Here is a 26,710-nt window from a genome sequence, read left to right as displayed (position 1 = left end):
CTTTAGGTTAGCCTATTTCCCCTTACCCAGCTGATAATCCTTATGCAGGATCAGAAAACTTGCCCGTTCTTCCTTTTTTAAAGGTACATTCCAGTTTCCCTGGTAAGTAATTTTCGTCGGTAATTTATCCTCTCCGAAATAACTCATTTCGATATTCATCTGGACGTTAAAATCGAACAGCATGTTGCTGTATTTCATATCTACATAACGTCCCAGAATGGCAAAATCCCGTTTATCAAAAATAGTCACCAGTTCCTTGATCATCAGGCCGTCCTTGGTCCAGCTGCTTAAATCATCCTTTACACTTACCCTGAAACGGTAGACCGGAATAGAATCCAGATAAGTTCCGCTCTGAAAACCATAATCGTAATACTGGCGCATATTCGCCGTAAAAATTTCTGTTTTACTGCCAATAAAAGGGATCCCTTTCACCGGTTTACCGGGATTAAAGATCAGTGTTTTCAGCTTATCCTTATACCCTTCATTTGCGCCCGCTTTGCCACCCGCAGCCGGCCCTTCGGCAAAATCTGTTTTATAAGCATTCATAAAGATATAATCAAACATCTCAACGGTATACAGCTGATATTTACCATTCTTTTTAAACACCTTTCCTGTATCCTGTTTAACCAGGTATTCCATTTTGACAGGACCCGAATTATGATGTCTGATCTTACGGTAAATCTTCCCGTTTACCTTATTTTTCTTGTCGTAAGTATAAATTCTGTTCTCCGCAATGAAACTGTATTTTTTCATTTTACGGAAAGCAGCATAGAAAGTCGTATCAGTAGTAATTGCCCTGATAAAAGTCTCTACATTCAGCTTCTGCGCGACAATATTAACATTAGAATCCAGCTGGATCGTTTTGATTGTATCAGGATTAAAACGAGGAATCTGCTGCGCAAACCCCACAGCACCACACAAAACCAGAACTGCAGCAAGCAATACTCTCTTCATCTTCAATCTTTAATTTCCCAGCTGCTTTAAAGCCATATAAGCCATCAGGCCCGTTGATATTTTCAACGCATCTTCATCCACATCGAAATTAGGATGATGCACTGAATAAGTTGTATCCTTAGCTTTATTTCCTGTTCCTAAACGATAGAAACAAGCATCAGTAACCTGAGAATAATAAGCAAAATCTTCAGCTGCCATCCAGATATCCAGGTCAACCACATTTTCAGCACCCAGATAATCTTCTGCAAAAGCCCTGGCACTGGCTGTCAGTTTTTCTTCATTAACCAGGAACGGATAACCATGCATAATATTGAACTCACAGCTTCCTCCCATACTTTCGGCAATGCCTTCAGCCATTTTCTTCATCAATCGTTTGGCCTCTGCACGCCATTCCTCATTCAGTGTACGGAATGTCCCTTCCAGTTTCACTTCGTTCGGAATAATATTCGTCGCCCCATTCGCAATCACCTTTCCAAAAGAAAGTACCGAAGGTAATCTTGGATCAGCATTACGGCTTACGATCTGCTGTAGCGCAACAATAATGTGCGAAGTAATCAATACCGGATCGATATTATGCTGAGGTTGCGCCCCGTGACCACCTTTACCACGGACAGTTACATATAATTCATCAGCCGAAGCCATGTAAATACCCGAACGGAAACCAACTTTACCTACTTCAATAAACGGCATGACATGCTGCCCGATAATATGCTGAGGTTTTGGGTTCTCCAGTACCCCTTCTTTAATCATCAGACTTGCCCCACCCGGAAGCATTTCTTCTCCTGGCTGAAAGATCAGTTTAATCGTCCCCCCGAATTCAGCCTTTAACTGATTCAGGATATAAGCGGCACCCAAAAGAGACGATGTATGTACGTCATGCCCACAGGCATGCATTACCCCCGGATTCTGCGACGTATAAGGCTTCTCATTCGCTTCAATGATTGGCAGCGCGTCAATATCACCCCTAAGGGCTATAACCTGCTCAGAAGGCAGATCTCCGGTAATTAAACCCACTACACCAGTATTAGCCATACTGCTGAACGGGATTCCCCATTCTGTCAGTTTCTCCTTAATAAATGCAGAGGTCTGGAACTCTTCAAAAGAAAGTTCCGGATTCATATGAAGATGACGGCGATAACCTACAACATCCTGAAATATAGTATTGGCTAAATTTTGAATCTGCTCTTTGTTGATCATTGTGATTGGTTATAAACTAGGTGCATTGATTTTTTCCCTGAAGATGAACAAAGTCGGAAACGTTGACCTGAGTTCATTCATTAGTCTCTGGGCTTCCAGACGTGTTCTGAAATCACCCACACGTAAATAATAATTTGGTTCTTTATAAGTGATATAAGTATTCAGCTTTGGATAAGCCGATTTGAAACGTGCCTGCTCATTAAAAGTCTGTCTTCTGTCCGACCCGTAAAAGACTTGTACCCGAAAGCCCATTTGCGAAACAATAGCTCCGTTTCTGCGCGTGGTTACCGGTGCTGTTTTTTTGCTTAAAGCAATCCTTCTTTCGATCAGGCTGTCCACCATAGGATCTCTGACAATGATTACTTCCCCTCTTTTCTGTGCCGAGACAGCTAAAGAGAAACAACAGATAATAAATGTAAAAAATGATTTCATAGGTGGGCCTTAAAAAAAGAATGCCGATTTCTTTTTACAAAAATCGGCATTCTTTATGTGTATTACAAATTACAATCCGGCACCATGACAGTTTTTGTATTTCTTGCCACTTCCACAAGGACAAGGATCATTTCTGCCAATAGTTACCTCTTTGCGAATAGGTTGTTGTGGTACCGCTTCACGGGTATCACCGAATTCTACATCACCAGTACTTGTAGATGAGGCAAATTCAGGTTTTGACATTTTCAATCTGCTTGGAGCAGGTTTAGGTGCCTGTGCTTCCCTGATGTCATCAGCTTCCTGCTGCATCGGTATACCGCCTTTATATAAGAAACTTACTACTTCTTTATTGACTGCGTTCAACATGTTTTTGAACAGATTGAAAGCTTCCATTTTATAAATAATCAATGGATCTTTCTGCTCATAAACCGCATTCTGTACAGACTGTTTCAACTCGTCCATTTCGCGCAAATGCTCTTTCCATGACTCATCGATTAAAGCAAGAACGATAGTTTTTTCAAATGACTTCGTTACTTCACGTCCATGATTGGCAATCGCTTTTTTCAATTCTACAGGAACCTGGATGCTTCTGATTCCATCAGTGAAAGGAACTACAATCTGTTCGATATGATCTCCGCGTTCTTCATAAACCTGTGTTAATACCGGCATAGCCTGAAGAATAATATTCTCAGATTTTCTGGCATAGAAAACAGTAGCTTCTTCAAACAACTTATCAGTTAAAATATGAATGCTTCTCGAGCTGAATTCTGCTTCAGTAATATCAGTATCCAGAGAGAAGTTTTTAATGACTTCCAGTTTGAAACCTTCATAATTACCCGCTTCCTTATACTCAGAAACAACATCTTCAGCCACATCAAATACCATGTTGCTCATGTCTACATCCAGACGGTCACCAAACAAAGCATTTCTACGTTTTGAATAGATTACAGAACGTTGAGAGTTCATCACATCATCATATTCCAGTAAACGCTTACGGATACCAAAGTTGTTCTCTTCTACTTTCTTCTGTGCGCGCTCAATAGATTTGGTAATCATAGAATGCTGAATCACTTCACCATCTTCAATTCCCATTTTAACCATGATATTAGAAATACGCTCAGAACCGAACAGACGCATTAAGTTATCTTCCAGTGAAACGAAGAACTGAGATGAACCCGGATCTCCCTGACGACCTGCACGACCACGTAACTGTCTGTCAACACGGCGTGACTCATGACGCTCTGTACCGACGATAGCTAAACCACCTGCTTCTTTAACACCAGCACCTAGTTTAATATCCGTACCACGACCCGCCATATTCGTCGCAATCGTTACTGTACCTGCCTGACCAGCTTCAGCTACAATATCAGCTTCCTTCTGGTGCATCTTCGCGTTCAGTACGTTGTGTTTAATACCACGCAATTTCAGCATACGGCTTAACAGCTCGGAGATCTCTACAGAGGTAGTACCCACCAGTACAGGTCTTCCTGCTTCAGTCAGTTTCACGATCTCTTCTGCAACTGCATTATATTTTTCACGAACAGTACGGTAAACGTAATCCTGCTCATCTAATCTTGACAATACTCTGTTCGTAGGAATTTCTACCACATCCAGTTTGTAAATTGACCAGAACTCACCTGATTCAGTTGTCGCTGTACCAGTCATACCGCATAACTTGTGGTACATTCTGAAGAAGTTCTGTAAAGTAACTGTCGCATAAGTCTGTGAAGCATCTTCTACTTTCACATTTTCTTTAGCTTCAATCGCCTGGTGTAATCCGTCAGAATAACGACGACCATCCATGATACGACCTGTCTGCTCATCTACAATTTTGATCTTACCTTCATCGATGATATATTCCACATCCATTTCAAATAAGGTATAAGCTTTCAGCAACTGGTTCACAGAGTGAACACGTTCAGCTTTGATAGAGTAATCGCGCATCAGTTCATCTTTCTTCGCAATTTTCTCTTCACTTTCCAGAGCTGACTTCTCAATTTCAGCAATTTCAGTACCTACATCCGGCAATACAAAGAAATGCTCATCCTCACCAGATTTGGTGATCAGCTCAATTCCTTTTTCAGTTAATTCTACCTGGTTGTTTTTCTCATCAATGTAGAAATACAAATGAGAATCTACCTTAGGCATATTTTTAGACTGATCAGCCATATAGCTGTTTTCAGTTTTAAGCAGGATATTTTTGTTATTTCCTTCACTTAAAAATTTGATCAGTGCTTTATTTTTTGGTAAACCACGGTGTGCTCTTAATAAAGCCAGACCACCTTCACCTTCTTCGGTTCCGGTATTACCATCATTGATTAATTTTTTAGCTTCTTGTAAAGCTTTGGTCACATACTCGCGCTGTGCATTCACCAAACGTTCAATCCTAGGTTTCAGCTCATGGAATTCGTGCTGATCTCCGAAAGGAACCGGACCTGAGATAATCAATGGAGTACGGGCATCATCAATTAATACTGAATCGACCTCATCCACCATCGCAAAGTGCAGCTTACGCTGAACCAGCTGTCCCGGCTCCTGCGCCATATTGTCACGCAGGTAATCAAAACCAAATTCATTATTGGTTCCATAAGTGATATCCGCCAGGTAAGCATTTCTACGTTCCTGAGAGTTAGGCTCATGTTTATCGATACAATCAACCTTAATACCATGGAATTCAAACAAAGGACCATTCCACTCCGAGTCACGTCGTGCCAGGTAATCATTCACCGTTACGATGTGTACCCCCTGACCAGCCAGTGAATTCAGGTAAGCTGGTAATGTACTTACCAATGTTTTACCCTCACCCGTAGCCATCTCAGCAATTTTACCGTTATGTAAAACGATACCACCGATTAACTGTACATCATAGTGAACCATGTTCCATACGACAGTACTTCCGGCAGCATCCCATGAATTTGCCCAGAAAGCTTTATCTCCTTCAATTTTCACATTACTTCTGCGTGCAGCATAATCCCTGTCATGAGCAGAAGCAGTTACTTCCAGTGTTGTATTTTCAGAGAAACGGCGTGAGGTTTCTTTCACTACTGCAAAAGCAGCAGGCAAAATTTCCATCAATACCACTTCCAGTTCTTTATCTCTGTCTTTAATCAGCACATCAATCTGCTCATAAATGGCAGTTTTCTCTGCTAATGACAAATCCTGAGCTTCAGCATCAGTTTTCAGTGTGCTTATTTTATTATCGATTTCACCTAAAGATTTGGCGATAATGTCCTTAAAATAGACTGTTTTGTTACGCAATTCATCATTGCTTAAAGCCGAAAGTTTAGCGTACTCTTCATTTATCTTAATGACAAGTGGTTGAATTGCCTTAATATCTCTTTCTGATTTGCTTCCAAAAACTTTGGTTAAAAATCCTAGCATCGTTTCTAATTAGTGTTTTATTTGTTTTAAAATCATCATTTTACAACAACCAAGCCATATCAGCAGACAGGTCACTTTGGCAGTTTTCGAGCGATAAAAATACAAAATATCTCCGCATTTCTTGCCGATCCAAGGCTTTATTTAGCCAGATCGGTACAAATTGTCATCCTGGGGTAATAATGGGTGAAATTTATTTGATAATTTTTAAACAGCCTCTTGACCAAAGCCGTTATCTTTGCTGATATGAATATCTTATTATTAGGTTCTGGTGGAAGAGAAAGCGCTTTCGCCTGGAAGATGAGTCAGTCTGAACAGTGCTCCAAACTATTTATTGCACCGGGTAACGGTGGAACGGCAGCATATGGTAAAAATGTAAACCTTAATCCAAATGATTTTGAAGCTATCAAAACACTGGTATTAACGGAGAAAATTGAGCTGGTTGTAGTTGGTCCCGAAGAGCCTCTGGTAAATGGTATTCATGATTTTTTCCTGGAAGATGAAAAACTGGCAGGAATTCCTGTAATCGGCCCTAAAAAAGAAGGTGCGATACTGGAAGGCAGCAAGGATTTCTCTAAAGAATTTATGGCACGCCATGGTATTCCTCATCCTGGGTCCAGATCTTTCACAGAAGATACGCTGGAAGCTGGTTTAGCTTACCTCGAAAACCACAGTCTGCCTGTTGTGTTAAAAGCAGACGGATTAGCCGCTGGTAAAGGCGTACTGATCTGTGAAACCAAAGCTGATGCCCAGGCCGAGCTGAAATCGATGTTAAGTGAGGGCAAATTTGGTAATGCCGGAGCGATCGTTGTCATCGAAGAATTTTTAACAGGTATTGAATTGTCTGTGTTTGTACTGACCGATGGAGATAACTATGTAATTCTGCCAGAGGCGAAGGATTACAAACGTATCGGACAGGGAGACACAGGATTAAATACAGGCGGAATGGGTTCAGTATCCCCGGTTCCTTTTGCTGATGAGAAATTCCTGAAAGAAGTGGAAAACAGTATTATCATCCCTACAATCAACGGATTAAAGAAAGATAAAATAGATTATACAGGCTTTATTTTCTTCGGTTTATTTAAAGTTGGTGACAAACCAATGATCATTGAATATAACTGCAGAATGGGAGACCCTGAAACGGAAAGTGTTTTACCAAGAATTGAGAATGACCTGGTAGAATTGTTCATCGCAACTTCAAAGAAAAAACTAAAAGACGTTAAACTAAAGATCAGCCCTAAAAGCGCAGCCACAGTCATGATCGTAGCAGGAGGTTATCCCGGCGAATATGAAAAAGGTAAGGTTATGACAGGTATTGATAATATCCGCAAATCAACAGCTTTCCACGCCGGCACTATTGCTGAAGGCGGAGTGATTAAAAGCAATGGCGGACGCGTATTAGCCGTAACCAGTTTACAGGACGACATGTTTGAAGCTTTACAATCAGCAACGGCGGATGCAGCCAGGATTTACTTTGACGGAAAATATTTTAGAGAAGATATAGGTTTCGACCTGATGTAGATTGAAGAAAGATCTTTTAACAAAAAGGCAGTATACCATAAACCGTATACTGCCTTTTTATTAAAACTTCATTTGCTTCTGTCTGTCCCCAGGGGACCAGTTTATCCGAAAATAGCTTTATAAATTAAAACACATCCAAGTATTATTCCCCCTATCGATCCAATATATAATCTAAAGTTATTTACCCATGTACCTCTATAGCCAGTCTTTCTGTCCTCTATCACATAGAAAAGCACTGTAATTCCTAACATCAAACTCGCCGTCCCCCCTAAAATCTTAGAAAAAAAATCTTCACCCATTATTCTTGTTTTATTTACTACTGCCCGCTTACCAAGGTGCCTTGACGATCCCATGCCCCACTGATAAGGCAAGATATCATCGGGTTATTTTTTTCAGTTGTTCCTCGAGTCTGTTAATACGATCCTCCTGATCTCTCTTCTCTTTATCTTTTTCACTTTTTACTTCGATCAGATAAAGTGTTAATTCCTCCACCTTTTTAGTCAGGAGTTTATTCATCTCACCCAGGTCCAATCCTTTTTCAGTTACTTCTTTTGCAGAAGGTATTTCTGGCAAATGATGATTCTCGTCTATATACGTTTTGACTTCAGTCAGCGGCATTAAAACATGATCCTTATGGAAGACATAATCTGGCCAGTTATCGGTGTCTACTTTAACACTCTTCGCATGAACTCCTCCATTAACAGCCAGTTTATATCCATTTGGAGTTGTTGTACCTATTCCGATGTTTCCACCTCCATCCGTCATTATAGTGGGATTTATGATCACTGATGAGGTTATATCTGTTCCATTGGGCACAGCTTGTTGTACCACAATATTTACAAATTGAGGGGTCAATTGATAGCCAAAAGAATAAGAATTAACTGCAAAGGAAGTATAATCATCTAAACTAGGCATAAGATAAAAATCGATATTTGCACCATTCTGGTACACTTTTAGAGTTACTCTACTAGTCATATTACTTCCTAAACTAGTTTCATTAATCGTTAATCCATTTCTATTTGAGATATAAAAAGCTGTTTCTCCATTAGAGTCTCCAAACCAGGATCCTCCCAGTATTTTAACAATTATTTTCTGAGAGTTATATGTACTTCCCACGGACTGAGTTAAGCTCCCCAAATAAACATAGTTGACACCCGGAAAGGTTACGACCTGCGTTGGTGTCTGAGCCTGCGAAGCCATTGCTCCAGCTAAAAAAAGGAAAAAGAGTACTATTTTTTTCATAATTATATGGATTGTGTTAATTTAAAAACTATTGCTCATCTGGAACATCGGCAGGTACATCGCAATCAGAATAATTCCGACTGCCATTCCCAGGAAGATGATAATCAAAGGTTCCAGCAATCCGCTGATCGCGTTGGTTTTATACTCTACTTCTTCTGTGTACTGGGTTGACAGCTGCTCAAAGAAATATTCCAGTTTATTCACCTCTTCTGCAATCTTGATCATCTGTATAAATTTCACCGGGTAAAAATCATGTTTTGCCAGTGTTTCCGATAAACTGCTACCATGCAGGATATCCTTTTCAGCCATAGTCAACGACTCTACGATCGGATAAAAAGCGATCATTTGCTTGACCATCCCCAGAGCCTGCAATAATGGTGTATTCGTACCTGTCAGCAGCCGCATCGTATTCGCAAAACGGGCGAGATAGATTTTCTTGACAATATCTCCCGCCAGTGGTATTTTCAGAACTGCTATTGCCGAAAAACGCTGAAACCAGGCCTGCCTGCGACTAACCAGGTAAAAAACAACCAGAGCCACAATGGCAAACAGTAAAACATAAATATAACGGTCAAACCAGTCTGAGAAACTAACAATTAAAGCCGTCAGATAGGGAAGCTTGCCACCGAAACGTTTAAACACGTCGGCAAACATCGGTACCACAAACTTGATCATGAAAAAGATAGCCGCGAAGGATGTATTCAGTACCAGTAGTGGATAAGTAATAGCCCCGATAATTTTACGTCGCTGCGAGATCTTACTTTTATAATACTTAGCCAGTTCATTCAGTACTTCGCCCAGTCTGCCTGTCTCCTCGCCGATACGTACACTATAATACTCATAGCTACTGAATTTCTCCTGACTTTGTAAAGTCTCAGATAAAGACTGTCCCGAAACAACTGCCTCCTGAATACTTTTAAACAGTTCTATATCTTTCGCTTTCGTATAAGAGCTACTGGTTAATTCCAGTGCCGTTTTAATATCAATACCCGATCTGGTCAATGTTCCCAGTTCATTGTAAAAAGCTTCCTTTTTTTTATCAGGTAACTGACCATTCCCAAAAGAGATATCCTTGTTCAGAAAATCCAGTATTCCTGACTTTGAACTTCCTGCCGATGGCTTTGGTTTTTGTTTATAATTGGATATATCGATGGATGCCATAATTACTTAAATAAATCAGCAGAACTATAATACTTATTAATTTGTACAGGTACCTGCACGTCTTTATTCATTTGCAAAATCAGGTTCAGCTGGTCAACTGTATCGGCAACATGAGCCTCACGCCCTTCAAAATAAAAATCAATCTTTTGTGCTGGCATCGAAAACGTATCGGTATGCAAGCTTTTGATTTGTCTCAGGATCTGTTTATCCTGGAATGAATAATCAATATTTAAACTATCCTGCTGTACTTCAAGTCCATTCTCTGTTCTGATAATGTGTATTGCTTTCAAAAAGTCCCTCTCCAGCACATGCTTTAAATCCATCACCAGTGAAGATGTTTTATTTTTCTCCTCAAACCGAATATAATAGCTCTGTATCAGACCATATGCCGAATAACAGATCGTAATACAGATAGCCGAAATTAACATAGCCACTGTAATCTCCATCAGTGTAAATGCAGATACCTTACTCTTCATGGCTTTTACTCTTATATAAAACATCCGTATGCCCCAACTGCTGATCATGTTGACTGGCTATAATCTCTATGTGCTTTAATCCACTGGCACTATTGCTGTCAACAGTAAACTTATAATGTACACTGTCTACAACCATCTCCGGTTGTTCCAGATATCCCTTTTGCTGTACAGCTTTGGAAAAGACATCCAGCTGCTGCTGTACCTGTATTTTCTTTGAAGCAGGACTACTGTATAAAACATTATTAAAAATCCTGATGCCAAGCGTAAAAACGATCATAATGATAACCATTGCGATTAACACCTCAATCAGTGTAGAAGCCTGTACTTTTATCTTAACCACTGCAGTACCTCCTTTTCCTTAGCCTGACCTTCAAATAAACCAGCACTCAGATAATATTTACTTCTGGCTTTACGGTTAAACACAACATCGATCAGAAAATTCTCGTACAGAGTGACCGGTGTCTGCATAATAAAACGGTTACAGGATACCTTCCCCGCAATAGATACACCCTTTTGGACCTTGATCAGTCCTGTACTATACACTTCGCCATTCAGATGGCTCTCCTTGCTCAAACTTATTAACGTTTGCATCGCGCTGCGTTTCTCCTCATAAGTAAACACAATGCCATTAAACTGCAATCCTTTTCCAAAAGTAACCGATGGCTGATTAGCAGTTCCGATTGTACGTAACACCCCTACCACAGAAGGATAATCAAAACGGACATTTTCACCAACGACTACAGAATCCCTTGCAAAAATCTGGCAGTTACCTTTGAAACCCGATTCTACGGCAACTGAATGTGCATAAATTTGTATGTGATTCAACTTGGCCGTAGCCGAAATGGTAACCGAAGTATCTGATACCAGGATAATATTACCTTCCAGTTCACTATCTATTTTTGAACCAGGAAGCAGTTTAAAAGTTCTTGTTGAGTCTTTAAAAGAAACACTTAATTTCGATACATTTAACACCTGCAAAGGTTTAACTGCTGGCTTAAACCTGGCCTGAATTTCCTTAACCATATTGCTATTTAAGCCTTTCAATGTCCGTTTACTAGAGGTATTTTTCCCGTCGATCAGTTTCTTATCCCCAGTATAAGGCTTCCCTTCAGCATAAGATTGCTTGATACCTGCCTTTGGTAAAGCCGCATCCCCTGTTAACCGCGTATTTCCACTTACTGAAAGTGGCCGGTCTTCATCACTCAGGTACAATACATCAGGATCTTTATCCGTCTTAATACCAGTAAAAAAAACCTTACTTATTGTATCCCCGAGTATGTGTGATTTAACAACTGCAAGATTATAAACACCCCAGTTTTTCCGTTCTAACAAAACACTATCCGATTGATTTTTAAATAAATCAACTGCCAGTTTCGGTTTAGAAGTATCCTGATCAGCCAGCACATAGCCGATACCCGAATTTAAATTATTCAAAAGCCGGGCATAACGTACCTCTTTTAGATAAGAAGTTCTGAAATGTGCAGCCAGCATAATCAGCGAAGCCGTAATGATGGCAATAAAAAAAGCCATCACAATAGCAAAATATAAGGCTCCGGCTTTTAGCATCTCGAATTTTTACTGACTTTTATCTTTTTTGAGATTATCCACTTCATGTTTCAACTCGATAACATAAAGGGTTAATTCCTCTATTTTTTTCAACAACTTCGCATTCATATCTCCCAGATCTACACCGTCTTTAGCAACTGTTTTAGCTGATGGTACTTCAGGCAAATGTTTGTTTGTCTGAATGAATTTCTCCAGTTCCGGCAATGATAACTTCTCATATGAAGGCTCAAAAACATAATCTGGCCAGGGATTAGTCATAGCTACTTTAATTTCCGTAGCCCATAGATTACCAGCTGCACGCAGATCTTTACAGGTAAAACTGACATCAGCTTTGTTAATATTGCCGTCATGATAAATCTCCTTCCATGGATTCCAGACATTAGGGTTAGCATCGCCATTCATTGTCCGGAAAGAAATATGTCCTCCACCATTTGGCCCATAGTCAGTACTAAACTGACAATCATAGCGTTCGAGCAACCCACCAAAACTCATCAATGCACCATTCCAGGGCGCACCAGAGGTAGCATAAGCGAATGTATATCCATTTCTAAAAGAATTTACGGTTCCTGCATCCTGTATAAAACTTCCTTTCTTTTGCATGAAATCAGCAGGATTTAAATTCCCCGAATGCCAGAGCTTATTCCAGTCACTCCATTTGACATCGACCTTCCTTCTAAAGTACATTTCGTCAGCGAAGGTAGAGGCTAACAACTGAGTACCAAATCTTTCATCCCCACCCAAAACCATTTGTATCCCGTTTCCATAAACACCGGCTCCAGGCGGAATATTTTTATCATGGTTATAATAACTAATAAATCCCGATTTAGATGACCATGAATTTAAGTCATCCAACATAACCGGCAATTGCCACTGAGCTTCAGACTCAAACCCAGTAAATAGTAAACAACAAATAATGAGCGTAATTTTTTTCATATAAGGTTAGTTCTTTTGCGCTGATATCAGTTTCTCCAGCTTAGCTTCAAGCCCGTCCATCTTTTCCTTTAATTCACTAAAATCTTTGTCTTTCCTGTTTAATCTTTTATCCTGATCAATAGTATATAAAGTCAATTCTTCTATTTTCTTTAACAATTTCGCGTTCATATCACTCAGGTCTATGCCGTCTTTAGCCACCGTTTTGGCTGATGGTATTTCAGGTAAGTGTTTATTCGTCTGAATAAATTTCTCCAGTTCCGGCAAGGTTAGTTTTTCATAGGAAGGTTCAAAGACATAATCTGGCCATACCTGATTCTGGACTTTGATCGAAGTTGCCAGGATATTACCATTGACCAGGAATTTAGCATTTGGTGTGACAATACTTACATTCCCATTATTCTCCAGCCTCATCCGTTCTACATTCTTGCCTGTATTAAAAGCGATAAACCCATCCTCACTACCTCCACCTCTAAAGAAATTTATTGAGCTATTGGTAACCCCGTAGAAACTATGCTCCAATGCAAAACTTTTAACAGCGTATGTCCCAGGAACAAGTGAAGTACTATACCCCCTTACGCCCAGAAATGTCCCCTCTAAAGTGCCATCACCTTCAACCATTCTCCCAAACACAGGGCCTAATTTTCCATTGCTAATGTCCGCACCAATATCAAATATGGCCCTTGGGCTAGTTGTTCCTAAACCTATATTACCTTTGTTGTCAATTCTGAATCTTTCTACATTTTTACCTGTATTAAAGGCTAAGAACCCATCTTCACTAGCGCCACCTCTAAAAAAATTTATAGAACTGTTGGTTACGCCGTAAAAACTATGCTCCAATGCAAAACTTTTAATAGCATATGTCCCGGGAACGAGTGAAGAACTGAACCCTCTTACGCCCAGAAATGTCCCCTCCGAAATAGCATCCCCTTCAACTAATCTCCCAAAAACAGACCCTAATTTTCCATTACTGATATCACTGCCGACATCCAGCAGGGCTCTCGGGTTGGTTGTTCCTAAACCGATTGAACTATAACCGGTCAATATCTGACCATAACTTTGTGAACAGATAAATAAACCACCTATCCCGAGTAACATTAGCTTTTTAATCATGTTAATTATTCTTATTTGTGGGATTCTCAATTACTTCAACACGGTCTTTCAAAGACTGAATCATCTTCTGCTGTTCGATCATATATAAAGTCAACTCTTCTATTTTCTTCAACAACTTCGCATTCATATCACCCAGATCTACACCGTCCTTAGCAACTACTTTGGCTGATGGTATTTCAGGTAAATGTTTGTTCGTCTGAATGAATTTCTCAAGTTCCGGCAAGGTTAGTTTTTCATAAGCTGGCTCAAAAACATAATCAGGCCATACCTGATTTTGTACTTTAATTGAAGTTGCCAGTATATTACCATTGACCAGAAATTTAGCATTTGGCGTGACAATACTTATATCCCCATTATTCTCCAACCTCATTCTTTCTACATTCTGGCCCGTATTAAAAACAATATATCCCCCAACTGTGGATCCACCTCTAAAAAAATTTATCGAACTGTTGGTTACACCATAAAAACTATGTTCCAATGCAAAACTTTTGAATCCGTAGTCGGTTGTTGTATTGTATCCCCTTACACCCAAAAATGTACCTTCGCCAATGCCATCTCCTTCTGGAAGTCGCCCCAGAACGGTTCCCAGTTTTCCTCCAGTAAGATTAACACCAACGTCTAATGGCACTCTTGGACTAACAGTCCCTACCCCTACCGCATTATTGTTGATACTCATCACCATTACTGCTCCGCTGGCAACATCGAAAGGCCCACCGGGATATCCCTGATTGTAAAACCGGATACCTCCATATTGTGAATGAGCAGAAAAAGTTAATCCATAATGATGATTAATAACCATGGCAGGAGAGGCTGGATTCGGACGAACATCCAACGCATTATTATAATTTAATCCCCAGCCACTGTAATCACTCGCTCCATTTCCTTTAATAAGCTGGCTGAAAGTCAAATTATTGAAATTCCCATCTGGATTCTGAGCAAATCCCTGAAAGGAAAAGAGTAAAATCCATAAACTGAGTGTGATAATTTTCTTAATCATATAATATTATTTAACTGGTTTTGTATTATTTCCTTCTTTTGTTTTATTCTTAAAGATCCAGTCGATCCACTTCCAGCTAGTCTTAGTTTTAACCTTTGGCGGAACTATAACCCCATCTTTATATTTAGTCTTGAGTGTACTATCGCTCTGATATCTGATCAACTCTCTATTCAGTTTACCCTCATGGTTCCAGCCTTTTTCAATCAGCTTACCTTGCTCATTATATTTATAAAAATCACCTTCAGGTATCCCATTCTGAAAATTGGTTGCATTTTTCAAATGTCCATCCTCCGCCCAGCTCTTCCATTCTCCACTTTTCAAACCTGTTTTATAACTACCCTGTTCGATAAGTTTACCTTGTTCATTATACTGATAGAAACTTCCATCATAAATGCCATCCTGATAGTGAACCGCATTTTTTAAAAGCCCATCTGCAGCCCAGCTCTTCCATTCTCCGTTTTTCAGCCCCATTTTAAAATTGCCCTGTTCCTGAAGATTCCTGTTTTCGTAATAACTGCTATAAAGCCCATGCAGTAATTTCCCACTAAAACCACCCTGTGTAATTTTAATCTGGTTATTACTATACCAATAATAAGACTTCGTCAGATCCGTATAACTCAACGTCTTGTCATCAGGCTGTACATGCAGTGTAACTTTATGATCAGGATAAGTAATGGTATGCTGATAATTTTCCAGGTAGGCTGAAAATTTCTTCTGTGCACCGGCTGGCAGAACAAACAGAGAAATAAACATTAGAGTGAGCAGGTAAATGCGCATATTATTTTAAGCTAATATATTTTATACTATTTTGATACTGAACTTTAACAGAGTCTCCGGCATGTTTGAGTAGTTTCAGACCGTTCAGACTTTGCCCTTCTGTGAGCATCCCTTCTTTACCATTAACCTGGATAATTGCAATCCGGCTTTTGGTTGTGGGATTATTGATATATCCGGTATACTGAACAGCAGACCAGTTAACCATTGGTTTTGGCATAGGGGACATTGCCGGCAATTTAACTGGATTAGGGACTACAGGATTAGGAACAACATCTTTCAATCCCACTGAAAGCTCAGCAAAAGGATCACGATAATTTAAGTTTAGTATCACCCGGTCTGTTTCATGGTTAACCAGTTTAAAGTACTCCGGTTTCCCTGTACTTACTACACTGACAGGTATCTCCTCATCCTGGTCAAGCCCGGCATAAATACGATAAAAGATAATACCCCAGACCCCTGCAACGCAGACAATCAAAAGATAGGTGAACTTCTTTCCTTTCATTACCGTTTATTGAATAATAAAACTAAAAAGATCACTGAATGCCCCTTTGTTCCCAGCCTTATCAATTGCCCTTACCTTCCAGTAAATTTTCACAGTACTATCCCCGTCATTATAGGTGTAAGTATTGGTCGCCAGGCTTTGCACAACAGGCGCAATAGTAGAATCTCCTTTGAATACATTTAACTCATATCTGTCCGCATCTGTAATCGAATTCCATAACATTTTAACCGGTTTTGCCACACTCTGTTTATTGCCTGGTGCAGTCAATACAACCTTGGCGGGCGGTGTAATATCATAAGTGAAGGTTCGCACTGTTGACCATTTAGAATTATCAGCACCTGCTTCTGCACGTACACGCCATTGATAAGTCCCTTCTGCCGGTGCCTTTAAAAGATAAGTCAGATTAGCCGTAACTGCATTTAAAGTCAGTTTGGTCTCATCTGCAAAATTATTATCATCTATTTGCAAACGGTAATTCTGTGTCCCAAATAATTTAAGCCATTCAAAGCTGATATTTCCAGCTCCGGTAACCAGACCTGTAGCAGGTGCATTAACCAGTACCGTCTGATCTTTGATAGAAGAGGGGTAAATCGTAAAACTTCTGGTCGTATATTCTCCCTTACTGCTCCCGTTCTCAGGTCTTACACGCCATTCATATTTACCCGGATCAAGCGAATAAAGAAGCTTATTACCTACTACAACACTGTCTGCAATGAGTTTTGCAACACTATCAAATTTTGGTGTCACAATCTGTACACGATAACGCAATGCATCTTCATGGGTTTCCCACCAGAAAGTCTGTTGATAAATAGTACTTTCCAGTTTATCGCCTGGAGCTAACAGCGCAACCGTTTTCCCTCCCAGAGAAGGTTCTATAAACTCTCTGCACCCTGTTAACGCAAAAAAAGAAATCACCAATAACGTCAGTAATTTATTCATAGTTAAATATATTATTATTTTAAACCGATCAATGTTAAAAACTGATTATCATTTATAACAAAGAAAAAAAACATTTATAATCATTCGCAGAAGCTCGATATACTACGGCTTCCCGTCCTTTTTGATTTCTTTGGACAGTTCCAGAATCAATCGCTTCAATTCTGCCTGTTCCAATTCCTGCTTCATAATTTTTTCATTCTGACTAATCACATGCAAAGTCAGCTCCTCAACTTTCTTCAGTAATTGTTTATTCATTTCACCCAACTCAATACCATTCATTTCCACCTCTTTCGCTGAGGGAATTTCCGGAAGATGTTTATGCTCCTTGATATAGGCAGCAAGTTCAGTTAAAGACCTGTTTTCGTATTTATCGTCAAAAACATAGTCCGGCCAGTTCGCCGTTTCCACTTTAATCTCAGTTGCCCTGATCTTACCATTTACCGAAAGTTTCTCTTTTGGGGTAGTAGTACCAATTCCTACATTACTATCAAAATAAACAGGACTCAGAAAAGCCAGCTCTTCAGTCAGGTCATTAAAGATTCCGGTTGACGGTGGCCCTGTTAAGACCAATCCATTTACTATCCCGCTTGTCCAAGTCCCAAGGATTGTTTCAACAGTCATGAAAGCTCCGTCTCCCGTAAACGCGGGTAATAAAGCGTAAAAGTCCCATGAAGAAGGGCTTAGCTGCACAACCCTGATATTGCTGACTACTTTAGCTCTGCCGGTATTGGAAAACATTCCTGCACCATAAAACCCGCCATTCTGAGAATCACCATTACTTGTGCGGAAATGTATAAAACACTCCGACAATTGTTCTTTGACTGCATTATAACCAACACCAGCAACAATCCGAAACTTTGCATCAGAGCCAGATTGCGGCAGATACAGATTCCCCAGTTTATACCATCCGTATTGAAATCCTGTATTTCCTAATTTGAAGACCTGACTATGGCAATCATTCTTCAATGAAAATCCGAGAAAAGTCAGGCATAAAACCACAAAAAATTTATTCATTCTAATAGATTTATTAATTTATCCTTCCAACCCCTTTAATCCCAATACCAAAGTCAGTTTATCATCATTCGCTTTCTTATCCATTTTCTTAGGACTCTCCAGTTTAAACTTATAAATCTTGCCTATCCCCGGACTTTTACTTACCGTATCCAGGAGATGTACAATATTTGCATACTTTCCCCTGAAAGTAAACTGATCTGTTACTGTTCCCTTTGACAATGCAGCTGTATCAGCCTGTATTGCCGGTCCCTGGCCAAAACTGATTTCTACCTTATTCGCCATGGCCATTCCCGAGAGACATTGCCACAAATGATTTTCCCGGTCTTCTTTTCTGACCTTATATTTTTTAACAATAGCCGCACAGAATTCGTCCTTTTTTTCAATCTGAGGGTAAGAGGCTGTTTGTCCTGATTCGGCTCTGTTATCCTTCTGTAACTGCCCATTAAGCTGCATTGCTTCAAAAGCATGTTTAAAAGAAAACTGATAAGCTATATAAAGCAGTAAAACAGCTAACGCAATTAGCAGCATTTGTTTCTTTTTGAAATCCAATTTATCCAACATCCCCTAATAAGTTAATAATAGATTAAACTGATAAAGTTCACTTTCCGCTTCCTGCTGATATTGTACCAGCTTAACTGTTTTTACCCATGATTTCTCCTTTAGAATAAAGATCCAGTTATTCACTGCCGCAAGGTTATCCGTTGTTCCTATAATCCTGATATTCGGCACCATATTTTTTTTCTCCTCATCGGTTTTATAATCATTCATTGAGGTACTTTGTAAAACAAGTCTGTTTGGTGCACTCGAGCCCAGTTCATTTAACAGATAACCATAATTATATCCTCCGTTCCATCCCATCTGTTTCATGAGATATTCATTTTCAGAAATATGCTGCTTCAACTGCTCAGAACGATCGACAGATGCAGTCTGACTACCCACCACACGCAAAAGGCGGGAGTTCTCATTGCTGTAATAAGAGAATAATATAAAACTTAGCAACAGCAGAAAAAACAGACTAAAGACCACTGCCAATAACTGCTTTTTAAGCTTAGCCTGTTCGAGAAATTTTTCAAATGCTGTATGGATCCTTTCGGCATTTGCCGTCACCAGGACCAGTCTTTCATGAAGTAACAGCTGAAATGCGGTAGCATAAGCCACAATCATATGCTCCGCTATAATTTCATCTCCGATTTTAAGCTGAAGCTCACTCTTAATTTCAGTCTGATAACTATAGTTTACCAATGTTTTACCTGCCGATAAACTAAACAGGTGGCCATCAAACCGAAGTTCCAGCTGGGAGATGTTTAATAACGGCCATATCTGTGAGGTTACCGCAGCTCCGATAGACAGATTATATACTTTTATTCCGGCACGGTCCAGTTTTTCCAGAAGCGGGTCTGCCTGACTTTTACGAATGATACTGACGAAAGCTATATTAGTTTCCGTAAATACCTGGCTATAAAAATCATTCTCTTCCACTGCGGGGAAAGCCTGTTTGATTAACTGTCCGTTATCAGTATTTCCTTCTGCACTGATAATCTTGTGCAGTGTCCCCTTTCCTGATAAGGTTAAGGCTACCGGATAGTTTCTTGGCAGGGATTCGATTACCGTTGACAAAGAACCCTCAATTACCTTTTTAGAAGTAATTGTAATCTCATTCTTGTTTTTAGTCAATAAACAAAAGCGGCAACTGAAGGTGGTATCAGTCAGCCATTTTAGTTCTACACCTAAGCAGGTTGTTAATTCAGCTGACAACATCTTAATACATGATTGTAGGTTTGATAAAGACCAGCGTAACTACCTTGGCATTTGTTTTTTCACGGCTACTGAATAACCATTTCAGTATAGGTATTCTGGATAAGATGGGGACACCCGATCCTGATTCACTGTTTTCAGTTCGCTCCAATCCACCAAGTACGATCATATCTTCATTTTTCGCCCGTATAATTGACGTAAACTTACTGGTAGATTTTGGCGGCGGTGCATTTAACGGCGGGTTTCCAATAAAGTCAGAAATGTTAACCCCGATATTCAATGTAACCTGATCATCCCCAGAAACTATAGGCTTGATCTCAATTTCCAGGTTTGCATTCACTTCTGTAAATTGTTGTGTAACCACAGTCTGCGCATTCAAAGAAGGGATCACATTTTGTGTACTCTGGCTATAATACCGTGAACTACCAATACTTAAATTAGCTTTATGTCCATTTAAAGTAGACAGTTTCGGTACAGAACGGATTTCCACATTACTGTTAGCTTCTAATGCCTTCAGTGTCACGTAAAAATTAGGGGTTACCCGGCCCAGATTTACTGAGTTATTACTTCCGAGACTAGAGAGAAAACTGTTAATCGATTTAGCTCCAAAAGTATAATTCAGCCCTGGAAAGACACTTCCTCCCGTTCTTCTTAAAGTATCCGAAACACCTGCAGAGATACCTGTACTAATCGTTTTACTTTTACGCACATCGACTAATGTCACCTCGATCAGGATCATCGGTACAACTTTATCAATCTGTTTAATGTAGTTTTCGATCTCATTGATCTGCGGCGCCGAACCTGACATTAATAGTGTATTCTGCTCCCTGAACTCTTTAATCTCCACACCGCGTTTCCATTCATTAGGAATCATAACTACAACTGTATCAATAGAACGGTGCTGTAACTGTAAGATACGTGTGGTACGCAGTCCTTCCAGTTTACGTTCACCGAGCAGATAAATTCCGTTATCCTTTTTAAAAGTATACTCAGTTCCCTGTAAAAGAGCGGTTAAAAAGCTATCATAGGTGATATTGGTTAAATGCGTCGTTACAGTCCCTTTGATATCTGAATAGATAAAATAATTAACACCTGCTTCTGTAGATGCCGATTTAATCAGGTCCAGTATCGGTGTATTTAAAGCATCAACGCTAACCAGTTTCTGACCGCCTGCATCCTTTTTTCCTGAAAGATTAAAGTTTCCACCCTGTGCAACCCCACTTCCCGTTGCAGTAGGCTTATTATTTCTCTTCACTGAGGTCGCATTATCACCACTGATATATAATTCTTCTCCATCGCCTAATGGCTGAAAAATAAATACATTATCATTTGTCTTATTCAGCTTAAGTTCATTCGCATAAGCCATTTTTTCCAGTGCCGTTTCAAATGGGGCCGCGGCGATAAAAGCAGTGACTTTTTTCCCTAGAAGATTGACAGGTACTACCACATTTTTTTGTGATAACTGGCTGATTTTCTTAGCAACCAGACTCAGGCTATCACCGTTCAGTTCAAAGCCAAGATTATCATTTGCAGGATTATAAGTAACACGGATTTCTTTCGGTGGTATCACAACACGCGGTGATACTGCTTTGGTCACAGACATAATAGAACCAATGATATTGATGTCCAGATCATATTCTTTCGAAAGGAATAACAATATATTCATTGCAGTTTCGTTTCTAAAGTTATTATAGACTTTAAAATTGAGTTGCGGATCTACATTGATATTTAAATTATTGGCCTGCGCGAGTGCTCTCAGAAATTCCTGAGCAGTAGCCCCGGACATGGACAGTTGCACTTTTTGAGTTAAACCAGGTACCGTGACAGACACTGTACGAAGGCGTTCATCAATTTGTTTCAACCGTTCTTCACTGGTAGTCTGTGCGCTGACAAGGCCGCTATAGGCGACAAAAAGACACAATAATAGAATAGAAAAGAGGTGATGTTTAGAAAAGTTATTTTTCATTTAGATAGATAGCAATAAAGGAAAAATTTCTTCCAGTGACGTTTCCCCAGAGACAAACAAAGAAAAAGCGTTTTCCGAAAGTGTCTTAATTTTCCTTGTTTTCAATAGGGGGTCAATATACAAATTCCCTTGTTTGATTTCAAAGGCTAATTCCGCATCCACAGGGATTACCTCATAAACGGCTTTACGACCCTTGTAACCTGTATAATAGCATTCTCCACAGCCTTTAGCCACAAAATGTCTGGCAACATGATGGGTCGGTTTAAACTGAGTCGGGTAACTTTTAGCGTCAAAATCCTCTTCCGCCTTACAATGTGGACAAAGTAAACGTACCAGACGCTGAGCAACTGTAGTATTTAAAGTGTTGGCAACCAGGAAGCCAGGAATTCCCATATCCATCAAACGTGACACTGTTCCCCAGGCCGAATTGGTGTGGATAGTTGACAAGACCAGGTGACCGGTAAGCGCAGCCCTGATGGCCATATTAGCCGTTTCAGGATCACGGATCTCCCCGACCATAATCACATCCGGATCCTGTCTTAAGAAAGTCCTTAAAGCAGAAGCAAAACCCAGACCTATACTCTCTTTAAGCTGTACCTGGTTAATCCCTTCCAGAGTATATTCAATAGGATCTTCAATAGTCAGGATGTTACGGGTTGATTTATTTAACAGTTTCAGCGTCGCATAAAGCGTTGTCGTTTTACCTGAACCTGTTGGCCCGCTGATCAGGATAATACCATTTGGCCGCTGAATTCCCTGCATATAATGATGCATGTCGATTTCAGACAGGCCCATTTTATTTAAGTCTATATCCGTGCTGCTATTATTGAGTAAACGCAGTACAATTTTTTCACCATGAAGCGTTGGTAATACAGAAACACGGATGTCGAAGGCTTCCGCTTTCTGGGATTTATAATGAATACGTCCATCCTGAGGCAGCCTTTTCTCAGCGATATCCAGATTGGCCATAATTTTAATCTTATTAATCAGTGCTGGATAATCTTCCCGCTCTATCTGATAACGTTCCACCATCATCCCGTCAATACGTACCCTCACGCGGCACTTCTGCTCATAGGATTCAATATGTATATCACTGCTTTTTAAGCGTCTGGCCTCCGTGATTAAAGCTGTCAGAAAGTCTTCATTCGCAGAAATAACCTGTTGTTTTGCAACCTCTCCTGGTTTATTATCTTCTGCGAAATAATGGGTCGATAAAAGCCTGTCTATTTCTGCTCCTTTAATACCGCTTAATACAATCTCTTTACCAAAGATTACTTCCAGTTCATCTTTTAATGCCCCCTGCTGGTCTGCCTCATCGTAATAAAAAGACATCGCAGAAGTATTTACCTCAAATGGGATGATACGATAATTCCATGCGTGTTCCTTCGCTATTGCATGAATAAATACTGGATTAATTACTAACTGGTTTGAGCTCATCACGTCATGTTTATCAAATTATTTATTCAACCTTTCGGTGATTTTTTGCATCTGTAATTTCAAAAGATCAATTTCCTCTCCCTGTTTCTGCAGCTGTTTATCCTTCTCAATTAAAATGAGTGTCAGTTCTTCTACTTTTTTCAGGAGCAAGGCACTGTGCTGACCCAGATTTAATCCATCTTTTTCTACCTCTGCGGCAGCAGGTGCTTCAGGCAAATGATTATGCAGTTTAATATATTGTTCTATTTCAGGTAGCAAGGGTAACTGATAACCTTGGTGAAATACATAATCCGGCCAATTGGCAGCTTCTACTTTTATTGCCTTGGCGCGGATATTTCCATTAACTGAAAGTTTTTCTGCGGGAGTTGTTGTACCAATTCCGACATTCCCGTTTGCAGTTGCTTTAATAGCAAGATTAGCTCCCAAAGCCCCAAAATTATCTCCAACATACAGGCTCCAGTCGTTAGTCATCGCCAGAAATGGAAGAATCGTGAGGTCAGTCCCAACATTATTCATAACGTTCCAGCCACTATTCTGACTGATTGCCCTTACTTTAATATTGACTATAATCATATCACTGGTAACGCCTAATACCCTGATAGCTCTTATTCTGAGACGGGGATACCCATATTGTGTATTACAGTCAAGTGTAAAAGCATGTCCATCTGAACCACCACCAGCATAACCATTACTGTTAACCCTGCCAACTTCACGCCAGATAGTCGGATTAGCATGTGAAATACTTGCCAGATAGGTTGCGCCAGCCGCTATATTTCCCCTGACGTAAGAGATCGACACCTCATAATTCCCTGAAGCCATTGCATTCATAGGCTGGACATTTAGAAATTCTATACAATCCCCGACTTTATAATCTGCCGGAAAGGTAACTGATCCATTCCATTCTGAGTTGTTCTGTCCAAAGCTCAATTTAGTAAGAAGGATAAGGCAGATGAGTAACGTTTTTTTCATTTTTTATTTATAAATAGTCTCTTCCTTTATCCTTTCTGAGATAATTGATTAATCCTTTGATTTTGCTGATCAACTTTTCTATTCAATTCTATCATCTGAAGTGTCATTTCCTCAATCTTTTTCAGCAGCAGCTTGTTCATTTCTCCGAGATCTACCCCTTCTTTTTCGGCTTTTTGTGCAGATGGCATTTCTGGCAAATGTTTATTGACTTTAATATATTCTTCCAGTTGAGGGAGGCTCATACCCTGATAATCCTGATGGAATACATAATCCGGCCAATTAGCTGTCTCCACTTTTATAGCCTTGGCGCGGATATTTCCATTAACTGAAAGTCTTTCTTTAGGATTCGCTGTACCAATTCCGACATTTCCATCTACAGTTGCTTTAATAGCAAGTTTGGCATCAACAGCATCAAAGTTATTTCCTACATACAAACTCCAATCATTAGTCATCGCCAGAAACTTGTCTACTGTAAGGTCAGTCCCGACATCATTCACAGCCCTCCAACCACTATTCTGACTAATTGACCTCACTTTAATGCTGACTGTAACTACCTCATTCGTAACACCTAATACCCTGATAGCTCTTATTCTGAGACGAGGATCCCCGTATTGTGTATTACAATCAAGCGTAAAAGCATGTCCATCAGAACTAGTCCAAGCATAACCGTTACTGTTAACCCGGCCTACTTCCCGCCATATATTTGGATTACCATGTGAAATACTGGCCAAATAGGTAGCACCAGCTGCTAAATTTCCCCTTGTATAGGATATAGAAACCTCATAATTTCCTGAAGCAGAAACATTTATGGGTTGGACATGTAGAAATTCTATATAGTCCCCTACTTTATAATCAGCAGGAAAGGTAACTGTTCCATTCCATTCTGAGTTGTTCTGTCCAAAACTTAGTTTAGTGAGAAAAAGAAGGCAGATGAGTAACGTTTTTTTCATTTTTAAATTGGTTTGAGATTTTTATATATTTAGAGTATTATTTCTTCGTTATAGGGGCAATAATTTATACAACGTATAGCTATCCTGATCAAAATTCAGGTGCATCATATGTGCTATGATCAGCAACAATGCAAACAACAGCGCTTGTATTCCAGCCAACGGAATTGTTAGCGTATCTTTTTTAGAAATTAACCTGTTAGCCAATGCGTAAATAATAGAGGCCATTAAGCTCCCTACATAAAACACCACATAATTTAGCGGAGACAAATAAAAACAGACCGCCAGTAAAAACAGGATGTCCCCCCAGCCCAGATATCCATTGGTCAGGTTGATTGGCTTTCTATATTTAATGGTGAAATACAGCCATAGAACCAGGAATTGAATCAATAAAAACCCTACAGTGAACAGGCTCTCAGTTAACAAACTTTGAAATCCGTTATCTATTGTCTTGTGTATCCCCAGCAAAACTGCAAGTACGGGAAAACAAATCCAGTAGACTGCTCTGTATTTAAAATCCTGGTAAGCAATAATCGCCAGGACAATCAGTACAGCCCCTGATAGTAAAATCATTAGTCAGGGGTAACTTCTTTTAAATTCTTATCCTGGTCAATCTGCCAAACATTAAAAACCCCATTTCCGTTAAAATCAGCTACAGCTGTAGCTTTAGCAGTAAAGGTGTTATTAGTCGCTGCAGTAACCTCTATTTTATAATTTGCCTTACCATCTTTTCCGTCTGTAGATAACTTCTCCTGGATAAATCCAAGTTCTTTCAGATCGGTAGTATATTTGGAATGCTCGTAAAAATAGGTTTGTTCGAGTTTGGTCAGGTGCTCAAGCTGCAATTTCGCTTCTGTAGTTTTTGCTTTAGTGATCAAAGGCATCAGGTTCGGCAAAGCCAGCAGAACCAGAATTCCTATAATTACCAGTACCACAAGTATCTCAGTCAGAGTATAAGCTTTTACCTTACTATTCAGGCGTAATTTCATGAGCGTCCTTTTATTGCTCAAAATTACTAAAACCTTTCCGGATTAGAAATAACAGAATCGTTTTTTTACGTCCGTGTTAATTGAAATGAGGCTGGACCTCAGCAGAATCTCCCTGATAAACAGTAAAGCCCGACATAAAATGCCAGGCTTTACGCTATAATTCAGTCGAATTATATCCGCAGCTAACAAATTATTCTCTTTTCTCAATTATAAGTTCGACGGATTCCTCTTCTAAAGAATTGTACTCGTCAAAATGCATATGATAACCTATTGGAACACTATCCTGAGCTAATGTCAACATCTGCTTTGCTAAAGAGATTAACCCCGCTTTGTTAGCGGAGATTATAATCTCTCCATTATTGATTCTGGTCTTAATTTCAAAACCGTTTTCCCATTCATACTGAAGTCCTTTATCCGAGTATTCCGGTATTGTTAGTTTTATTTCCAT

At 39.7% G+C, this 26,710-nt stretch carries 26 protein-coding genes; 1 reads left to right on the top strand and 25 read right to left on the bottom strand.

What is annotated here, in order from left to right:
* Nucleotides 1-12: 12 nt before the first annotated feature.
* The 4 genes from HDF25_RS23780 to secA form a co-directional block, all read right to left on the bottom strand.
* Nucleotides 13-954, bottom strand: a complete 942-nt coding sequence (locus tag HDF25_RS23780; protein ID WP_184628910.1) for a hypothetical protein — start codon at nucleotides 952-954, stop codon at nucleotides 13-15.
* Nucleotides 955-963: 9 nt separating this feature from the next.
* Nucleotides 964-2,151 (bottom strand): M20 family metallopeptidase, encoded by a 1,188-nt coding sequence (locus HDF25_RS23775; protein ID WP_184628909.1) that lies wholly within the window; start codon nucleotides 2,149-2,151, stop codon nucleotides 964-966.
* A 9-nt stretch (nucleotides 2,152-2,160) separates the two neighbouring features.
* Nucleotides 2,161-2,583: an SPOR domain-containing protein gene (locus tag HDF25_RS23770; protein ID WP_260409453.1), complete on the bottom strand. Its 423-nt coding sequence runs from the start codon at nucleotides 2,581-2,583 to the stop codon at nucleotides 2,161-2,163.
* Between the two features lie 69 nt (nucleotides 2,584-2,652).
* Entirely contained in the window at nucleotides 2,653-5,964 is a 3,312-nt protein-coding gene (gene secA / locus HDF25_RS23765) for a preprotein translocase subunit SecA (protein ID WP_184628908.1), read from the bottom strand.
* Between the two features lie 243 nt (nucleotides 5,965-6,207).
* Between secA and purD the strand changes: the two genes are divergently transcribed.
* Complete coding sequence (gene purD, locus HDF25_RS23760; protein ID WP_184628907.1) at nucleotides 6,208-7,482, top strand: phosphoribosylamine--glycine ligase; 1,275 nt, start codon at nucleotides 6,208-6,210, stop codon at nucleotides 7,480-7,482.
* A gap of 375 nt (nucleotides 7,483-7,857) precedes the next feature.
* Here the strand turns inward: purD and HDF25_RS23755 are convergent, their stop codons facing one another.
* The 21 genes from HDF25_RS23755 to HDF25_RS23655 all read right to left on the bottom strand — a co-directional run bounded on the left by HDF25_RS23755 (nucleotide 7,858) and on the right by HDF25_RS23655 (nucleotide 26,710).
* Nucleotides 7,858-8,724, bottom strand: coding sequence for a hypothetical protein (locus HDF25_RS23755; protein WP_184628906.1), 867 nt, complete (start codon nucleotides 8,722-8,724; stop codon nucleotides 7,858-7,860).
* 21 nt (nucleotides 8,725-8,745) lie between these two features.
* Nucleotides 8,746-9,885: a type II secretion system F family protein gene (locus HDF25_RS23750; protein WP_184628905.1), complete on the bottom strand. Its 1,140-nt coding sequence runs from the start codon at nucleotides 9,883-9,885 to the stop codon at nucleotides 8,746-8,748.
* A gap of 2 nt (nucleotides 9,886-9,887) precedes the next feature.
* Entirely contained in the window at nucleotides 9,888-10,361 is a 474-nt protein-coding gene (locus HDF25_RS23745; RefSeq protein WP_184628904.1) for a type II secretion system protein J, read from the bottom strand.
* On the bottom strand, nucleotides 10,351-10,701 hold the full coding sequence (locus HDF25_RS23740; RefSeq protein WP_184628903.1) for a type II secretion system protein: 351 nt from the start codon (nucleotides 10,699-10,701) through the stop codon (nucleotides 10,351-10,353). The genes HDF25_RS23745 and HDF25_RS23740 overlap by 11 nt, the downstream gene beginning before the upstream one ends.
* Nucleotides 10,689-11,927 (bottom strand): hypothetical protein, encoded by a 1,239-nt coding sequence (locus HDF25_RS23735; RefSeq protein WP_184628902.1) that lies wholly within the window; start codon nucleotides 11,925-11,927, stop codon nucleotides 10,689-10,691. The genes HDF25_RS23740 and HDF25_RS23735 overlap by 13 nt, the downstream gene beginning before the upstream one ends.
* A 9-nt stretch (nucleotides 11,928-11,936) precedes the next feature.
* Nucleotides 11,937-12,860 carry a hypothetical protein gene (locus HDF25_RS23730; protein WP_184628901.1) on the bottom strand — a complete coding sequence of 308 codons (924 nt, stop codon included), beginning with the start codon at nucleotides 12,858-12,860 and terminating at the stop codon, nucleotides 11,937-11,939.
* A gap of 6 nt (nucleotides 12,861-12,866) precedes the next feature.
* Nucleotides 12,867-13,970: a hypothetical protein gene (locus HDF25_RS23725; protein WP_184628900.1), complete on the bottom strand. Its 1,104-nt coding sequence runs from the start codon at nucleotides 13,968-13,970 to the stop codon at nucleotides 12,867-12,869.
* Between the two features lies 1 nt (nucleotide 13,971).
* A complete protein-coding gene (locus HDF25_RS23720) occupies nucleotides 13,972-14,967 on the bottom strand; it encodes a hypothetical protein (protein WP_184628899.1) in 996 nt (331 codons plus the stop codon).
* Nucleotides 14,968-14,973: 6 nt separating this feature from the next.
* Nucleotides 14,974-15,720, bottom strand: coding sequence for a toxin-antitoxin system YwqK family antitoxin (locus HDF25_RS23715; RefSeq protein ID WP_184628898.1), 747 nt, complete (start codon nucleotides 15,718-15,720; stop codon nucleotides 14,974-14,976).
* A 25-nt stretch (nucleotides 15,721-15,745) separates the two neighbouring features.
* On the bottom strand, nucleotides 15,746-16,246 hold the full coding sequence (locus tag HDF25_RS23710) for a hypothetical protein (RefSeq protein ID WP_184628897.1): 501 nt from the start codon (nucleotides 16,244-16,246) through the stop codon (nucleotides 15,746-15,748).
* Between the two features lie 6 nt (nucleotides 16,247-16,252).
* Nucleotides 16,253-17,185 carry a hypothetical protein gene (locus tag HDF25_RS23705; RefSeq protein WP_184628896.1) on the bottom strand — a complete coding sequence of 311 codons (933 nt, stop codon included), beginning with the start codon at nucleotides 17,183-17,185 and terminating at the stop codon, nucleotides 16,253-16,255.
* A 102-nt stretch (nucleotides 17,186-17,287) separates the two neighbouring features.
* The gene (locus HDF25_RS23700; protein WP_184628895.1) at nucleotides 17,288-18,199 is read right to left on the bottom strand and encodes a hypothetical protein; all 912 of its coding nucleotides are present in this window, start codon (nucleotides 18,197-18,199) and stop codon (nucleotides 17,288-17,290) included.
* 18 nt (nucleotides 18,200-18,217) lie between these two features.
* Entirely contained in the window at nucleotides 18,218-18,760 is a 543-nt protein-coding gene (locus HDF25_RS23695) for a hypothetical protein (protein ID WP_184628894.1), read from the bottom strand.
* 3 nt (nucleotides 18,761-18,763) lie between these two features.
* Complete coding sequence (locus tag HDF25_RS23690) at nucleotides 18,764-19,957, bottom strand: hypothetical protein (protein WP_184628893.1); 1,194 nt, start codon at nucleotides 19,955-19,957, stop codon at nucleotides 18,764-18,766.
* A gap of 1 nt (nucleotide 19,958) precedes the next feature.
* A complete protein-coding gene (locus tag HDF25_RS23685) occupies nucleotides 19,959-21,920 on the bottom strand; it encodes a type II secretion system protein GspD (protein WP_184628892.1) in 1,962 nt (653 codons plus the stop codon).
* Nucleotides 21,921-23,357 carry a GspE/PulE family protein gene (locus tag HDF25_RS23680; RefSeq protein WP_184628891.1) on the bottom strand — a complete coding sequence of 479 codons (1,437 nt, stop codon included), beginning with the start codon at nucleotides 23,355-23,357 and terminating at the stop codon, nucleotides 21,921-21,923. It lies immediately after the preceding gene.
* A gap of 18 nt (nucleotides 23,358-23,375) precedes the next feature.
* The gene (locus HDF25_RS23675) at nucleotides 23,376-24,326 is read right to left on the bottom strand and encodes a hypothetical protein (protein ID WP_184628890.1); all 951 of its coding nucleotides are present in this window, start codon (nucleotides 24,324-24,326) and stop codon (nucleotides 23,376-23,378) included.
* A 26-nt stretch (nucleotides 24,327-24,352) separates the two neighbouring features.
* Complete coding sequence (locus tag HDF25_RS23670) at nucleotides 24,353-25,276, bottom strand: hypothetical protein (protein WP_184628889.1); 924 nt, start codon at nucleotides 25,274-25,276, stop codon at nucleotides 24,353-24,355.
* Between the two features lie 48 nt (nucleotides 25,277-25,324).
* Nucleotides 25,325-25,846 (bottom strand): prepilin peptidase, encoded by a 522-nt coding sequence (locus tag HDF25_RS23665; RefSeq protein WP_184628888.1) that lies wholly within the window; start codon nucleotides 25,844-25,846, stop codon nucleotides 25,325-25,327.
* A complete protein-coding gene (locus HDF25_RS23660) occupies nucleotides 25,846-26,262 on the bottom strand; it encodes a type IV pilin protein (RefSeq protein ID WP_184628887.1) in 417 nt (138 codons plus the stop codon). The genes HDF25_RS23665 and HDF25_RS23660 overlap by 1 nt, the downstream gene beginning before the upstream one ends.
* Before the next feature lie 190 nt (nucleotides 26,263-26,452).
* Entirely contained in the window at nucleotides 26,453-26,710 is a 258-nt protein-coding gene (locus tag HDF25_RS23655) for a hypothetical protein (RefSeq protein WP_184628886.1), read from the bottom strand.

It is taken from the genome of Pedobacter cryoconitis (genome assembly GCF_014207135.1).
In the GTDB taxonomy this organism is placed as follows: Bacteria; Bacteroidota; Bacteroidia; order Sphingobacteriales; family Sphingobacteriaceae; genus Pedobacter; species Pedobacter cryoconitis_D.
This window is presented reverse-complemented; position numbering and strand designations above follow the sequence as displayed.

Bases quoted from the DNA above. Each gene is read 5' to 3' on its own strand.
- HDF25_RS23780 (WP_184628910.1), bottom strand. From the start codon at position 954: ATGAAGAGAGTATTGCTTGCTGCAGTTCTGGTTTTGTGTGGTGCTGTG.
- HDF25_RS23775 (WP_184628909.1), bottom strand. From the start codon at position 2,151: ATGATCAACAAAGAGCAGATTCAAAATTTAGCCAATACTATATTTCAG.
- HDF25_RS23770 (WP_260409453.1), bottom strand. From the start codon at position 2,583: ATGAAATCATTTTTTACATTTATTATCTGTTGTTTCTCTTTAGCTGTC.
- secA (WP_184628908.1), bottom strand. From the start codon at position 5,964: ATGCTAGGATTTTTAACCAAAGTTTTTGGAAGCAAATCAGAAAGAGAT.
- purD (WP_184628907.1), top strand. From the start codon at position 6,208: ATGAATATCTTATTATTAGGTTCTGGTGGAAGAGAAAGCGCTTTCGCC.
- HDF25_RS23755 (WP_184628906.1), bottom strand. From the start codon at position 8,724: ATGAAAAAAATAGTACTCTTTTTCCTTTTTTTAGCTGGAGCAATGGCT.
- HDF25_RS23750 (WP_184628905.1), bottom strand. From the start codon at position 9,885: ATGGCATCCATCGATATATCCAATTATAAACAAAAACCAAAGCCATCG.
- HDF25_RS23745 (WP_184628904.1), bottom strand. From the start codon at position 10,361: ATGAAGAGTAAGGTATCTGCATTTACACTGATGGAGATTACAGTGGCT.
- HDF25_RS23735 (WP_184628902.1), bottom strand. From the start codon at position 11,927: ATGCTAAAAGCCGGAGCCTTATATTTTGCTATTGTGATGGCTTTTTTT.
- HDF25_RS23730 (WP_184628901.1), bottom strand. From the start codon at position 12,860: ATGAAAAAAATTACGCTCATTATTTGTTGTTTACTATTTACTGGGTTT.
- HDF25_RS23725 (WP_184628900.1), bottom strand. From the start codon at position 13,970: ATGATTAAAAAGCTAATGTTACTCGGGATAGGTGGTTTATTTATCTGT.
- HDF25_RS23720 (WP_184628899.1), bottom strand. From the start codon at position 14,967: ATGATTAAGAAAATTATCACACTCAGTTTATGGATTTTACTCTTTTCC.
- HDF25_RS23715 (WP_184628898.1), bottom strand. From the start codon at position 15,720: ATGTTTATTTCTCTGTTTGTTCTGCCAGCCGGTGCACAGAAGAAATTT.
- HDF25_RS23710 (WP_184628897.1), bottom strand. From the start codon at position 16,246: ATGAAAGGAAAGAAGTTCACCTATCTTTTGATTGTCTGCGTTGCAGGG.
- HDF25_RS23705 (WP_184628896.1), bottom strand. From the start codon at position 17,185: ATGAATAAATTACTGACGTTATTGGTGATTTCTTTTTTTGCGTTAACA.
- HDF25_RS23700 (WP_184628895.1), bottom strand. From the start codon at position 18,199: ATGAATAAATTTTTTGTGGTTTTATGCCTGACTTTTCTCGGATTTTCA.
- HDF25_RS23695 (WP_184628894.1), bottom strand. From the start codon at position 18,760: ATGTTGGATAAATTGGATTTCAAAAAGAAACAAATGCTGCTAATTGCG.
- HDF25_RS23690 (WP_184628893.1), bottom strand. From the start codon at position 19,957: ATGTTGTCAGCTGAATTAACAACCTGCTTAGGTGTAGAACTAAAATGG.
- HDF25_RS23685 (WP_184628892.1), bottom strand. From the start codon at position 21,920: ATGAAAAATAACTTTTCTAAACATCACCTCTTTTCTATTCTATTATTG.
- HDF25_RS23680 (WP_184628891.1), bottom strand. From the start codon at position 23,357: ATGAGCTCAAACCAGTTAGTAATTAATCCAGTATTTATTCATGCAATA.
- HDF25_RS23675 (WP_184628890.1), bottom strand. From the start codon at position 24,326: ATGAAAAAAACGTTACTCATCTGCCTTATCCTTCTTACTAAATTGAGC.
- HDF25_RS23670 (WP_184628889.1), bottom strand. From the start codon at position 25,276: ATGAAAAAAACGTTACTCATCTGCCTTCTTTTTCTCACTAAACTAAGT.
- HDF25_RS23665 (WP_184628888.1), bottom strand. From the start codon at position 25,846: ATGATTTTACTATCAGGGGCTGTACTGATTGTCCTGGCGATTATTGCT.
- HDF25_RS23660 (WP_184628887.1), bottom strand. From the start codon at position 26,262: ATGAAATTACGCCTGAATAGTAAGGTAAAAGCTTATACTCTGACTGAG.
- HDF25_RS23655 (WP_184628886.1), bottom strand. From the start codon at position 26,710: ATGGAAATAAAACTAACAATACCGGAATACTCGGATAAAGGACTTCAG.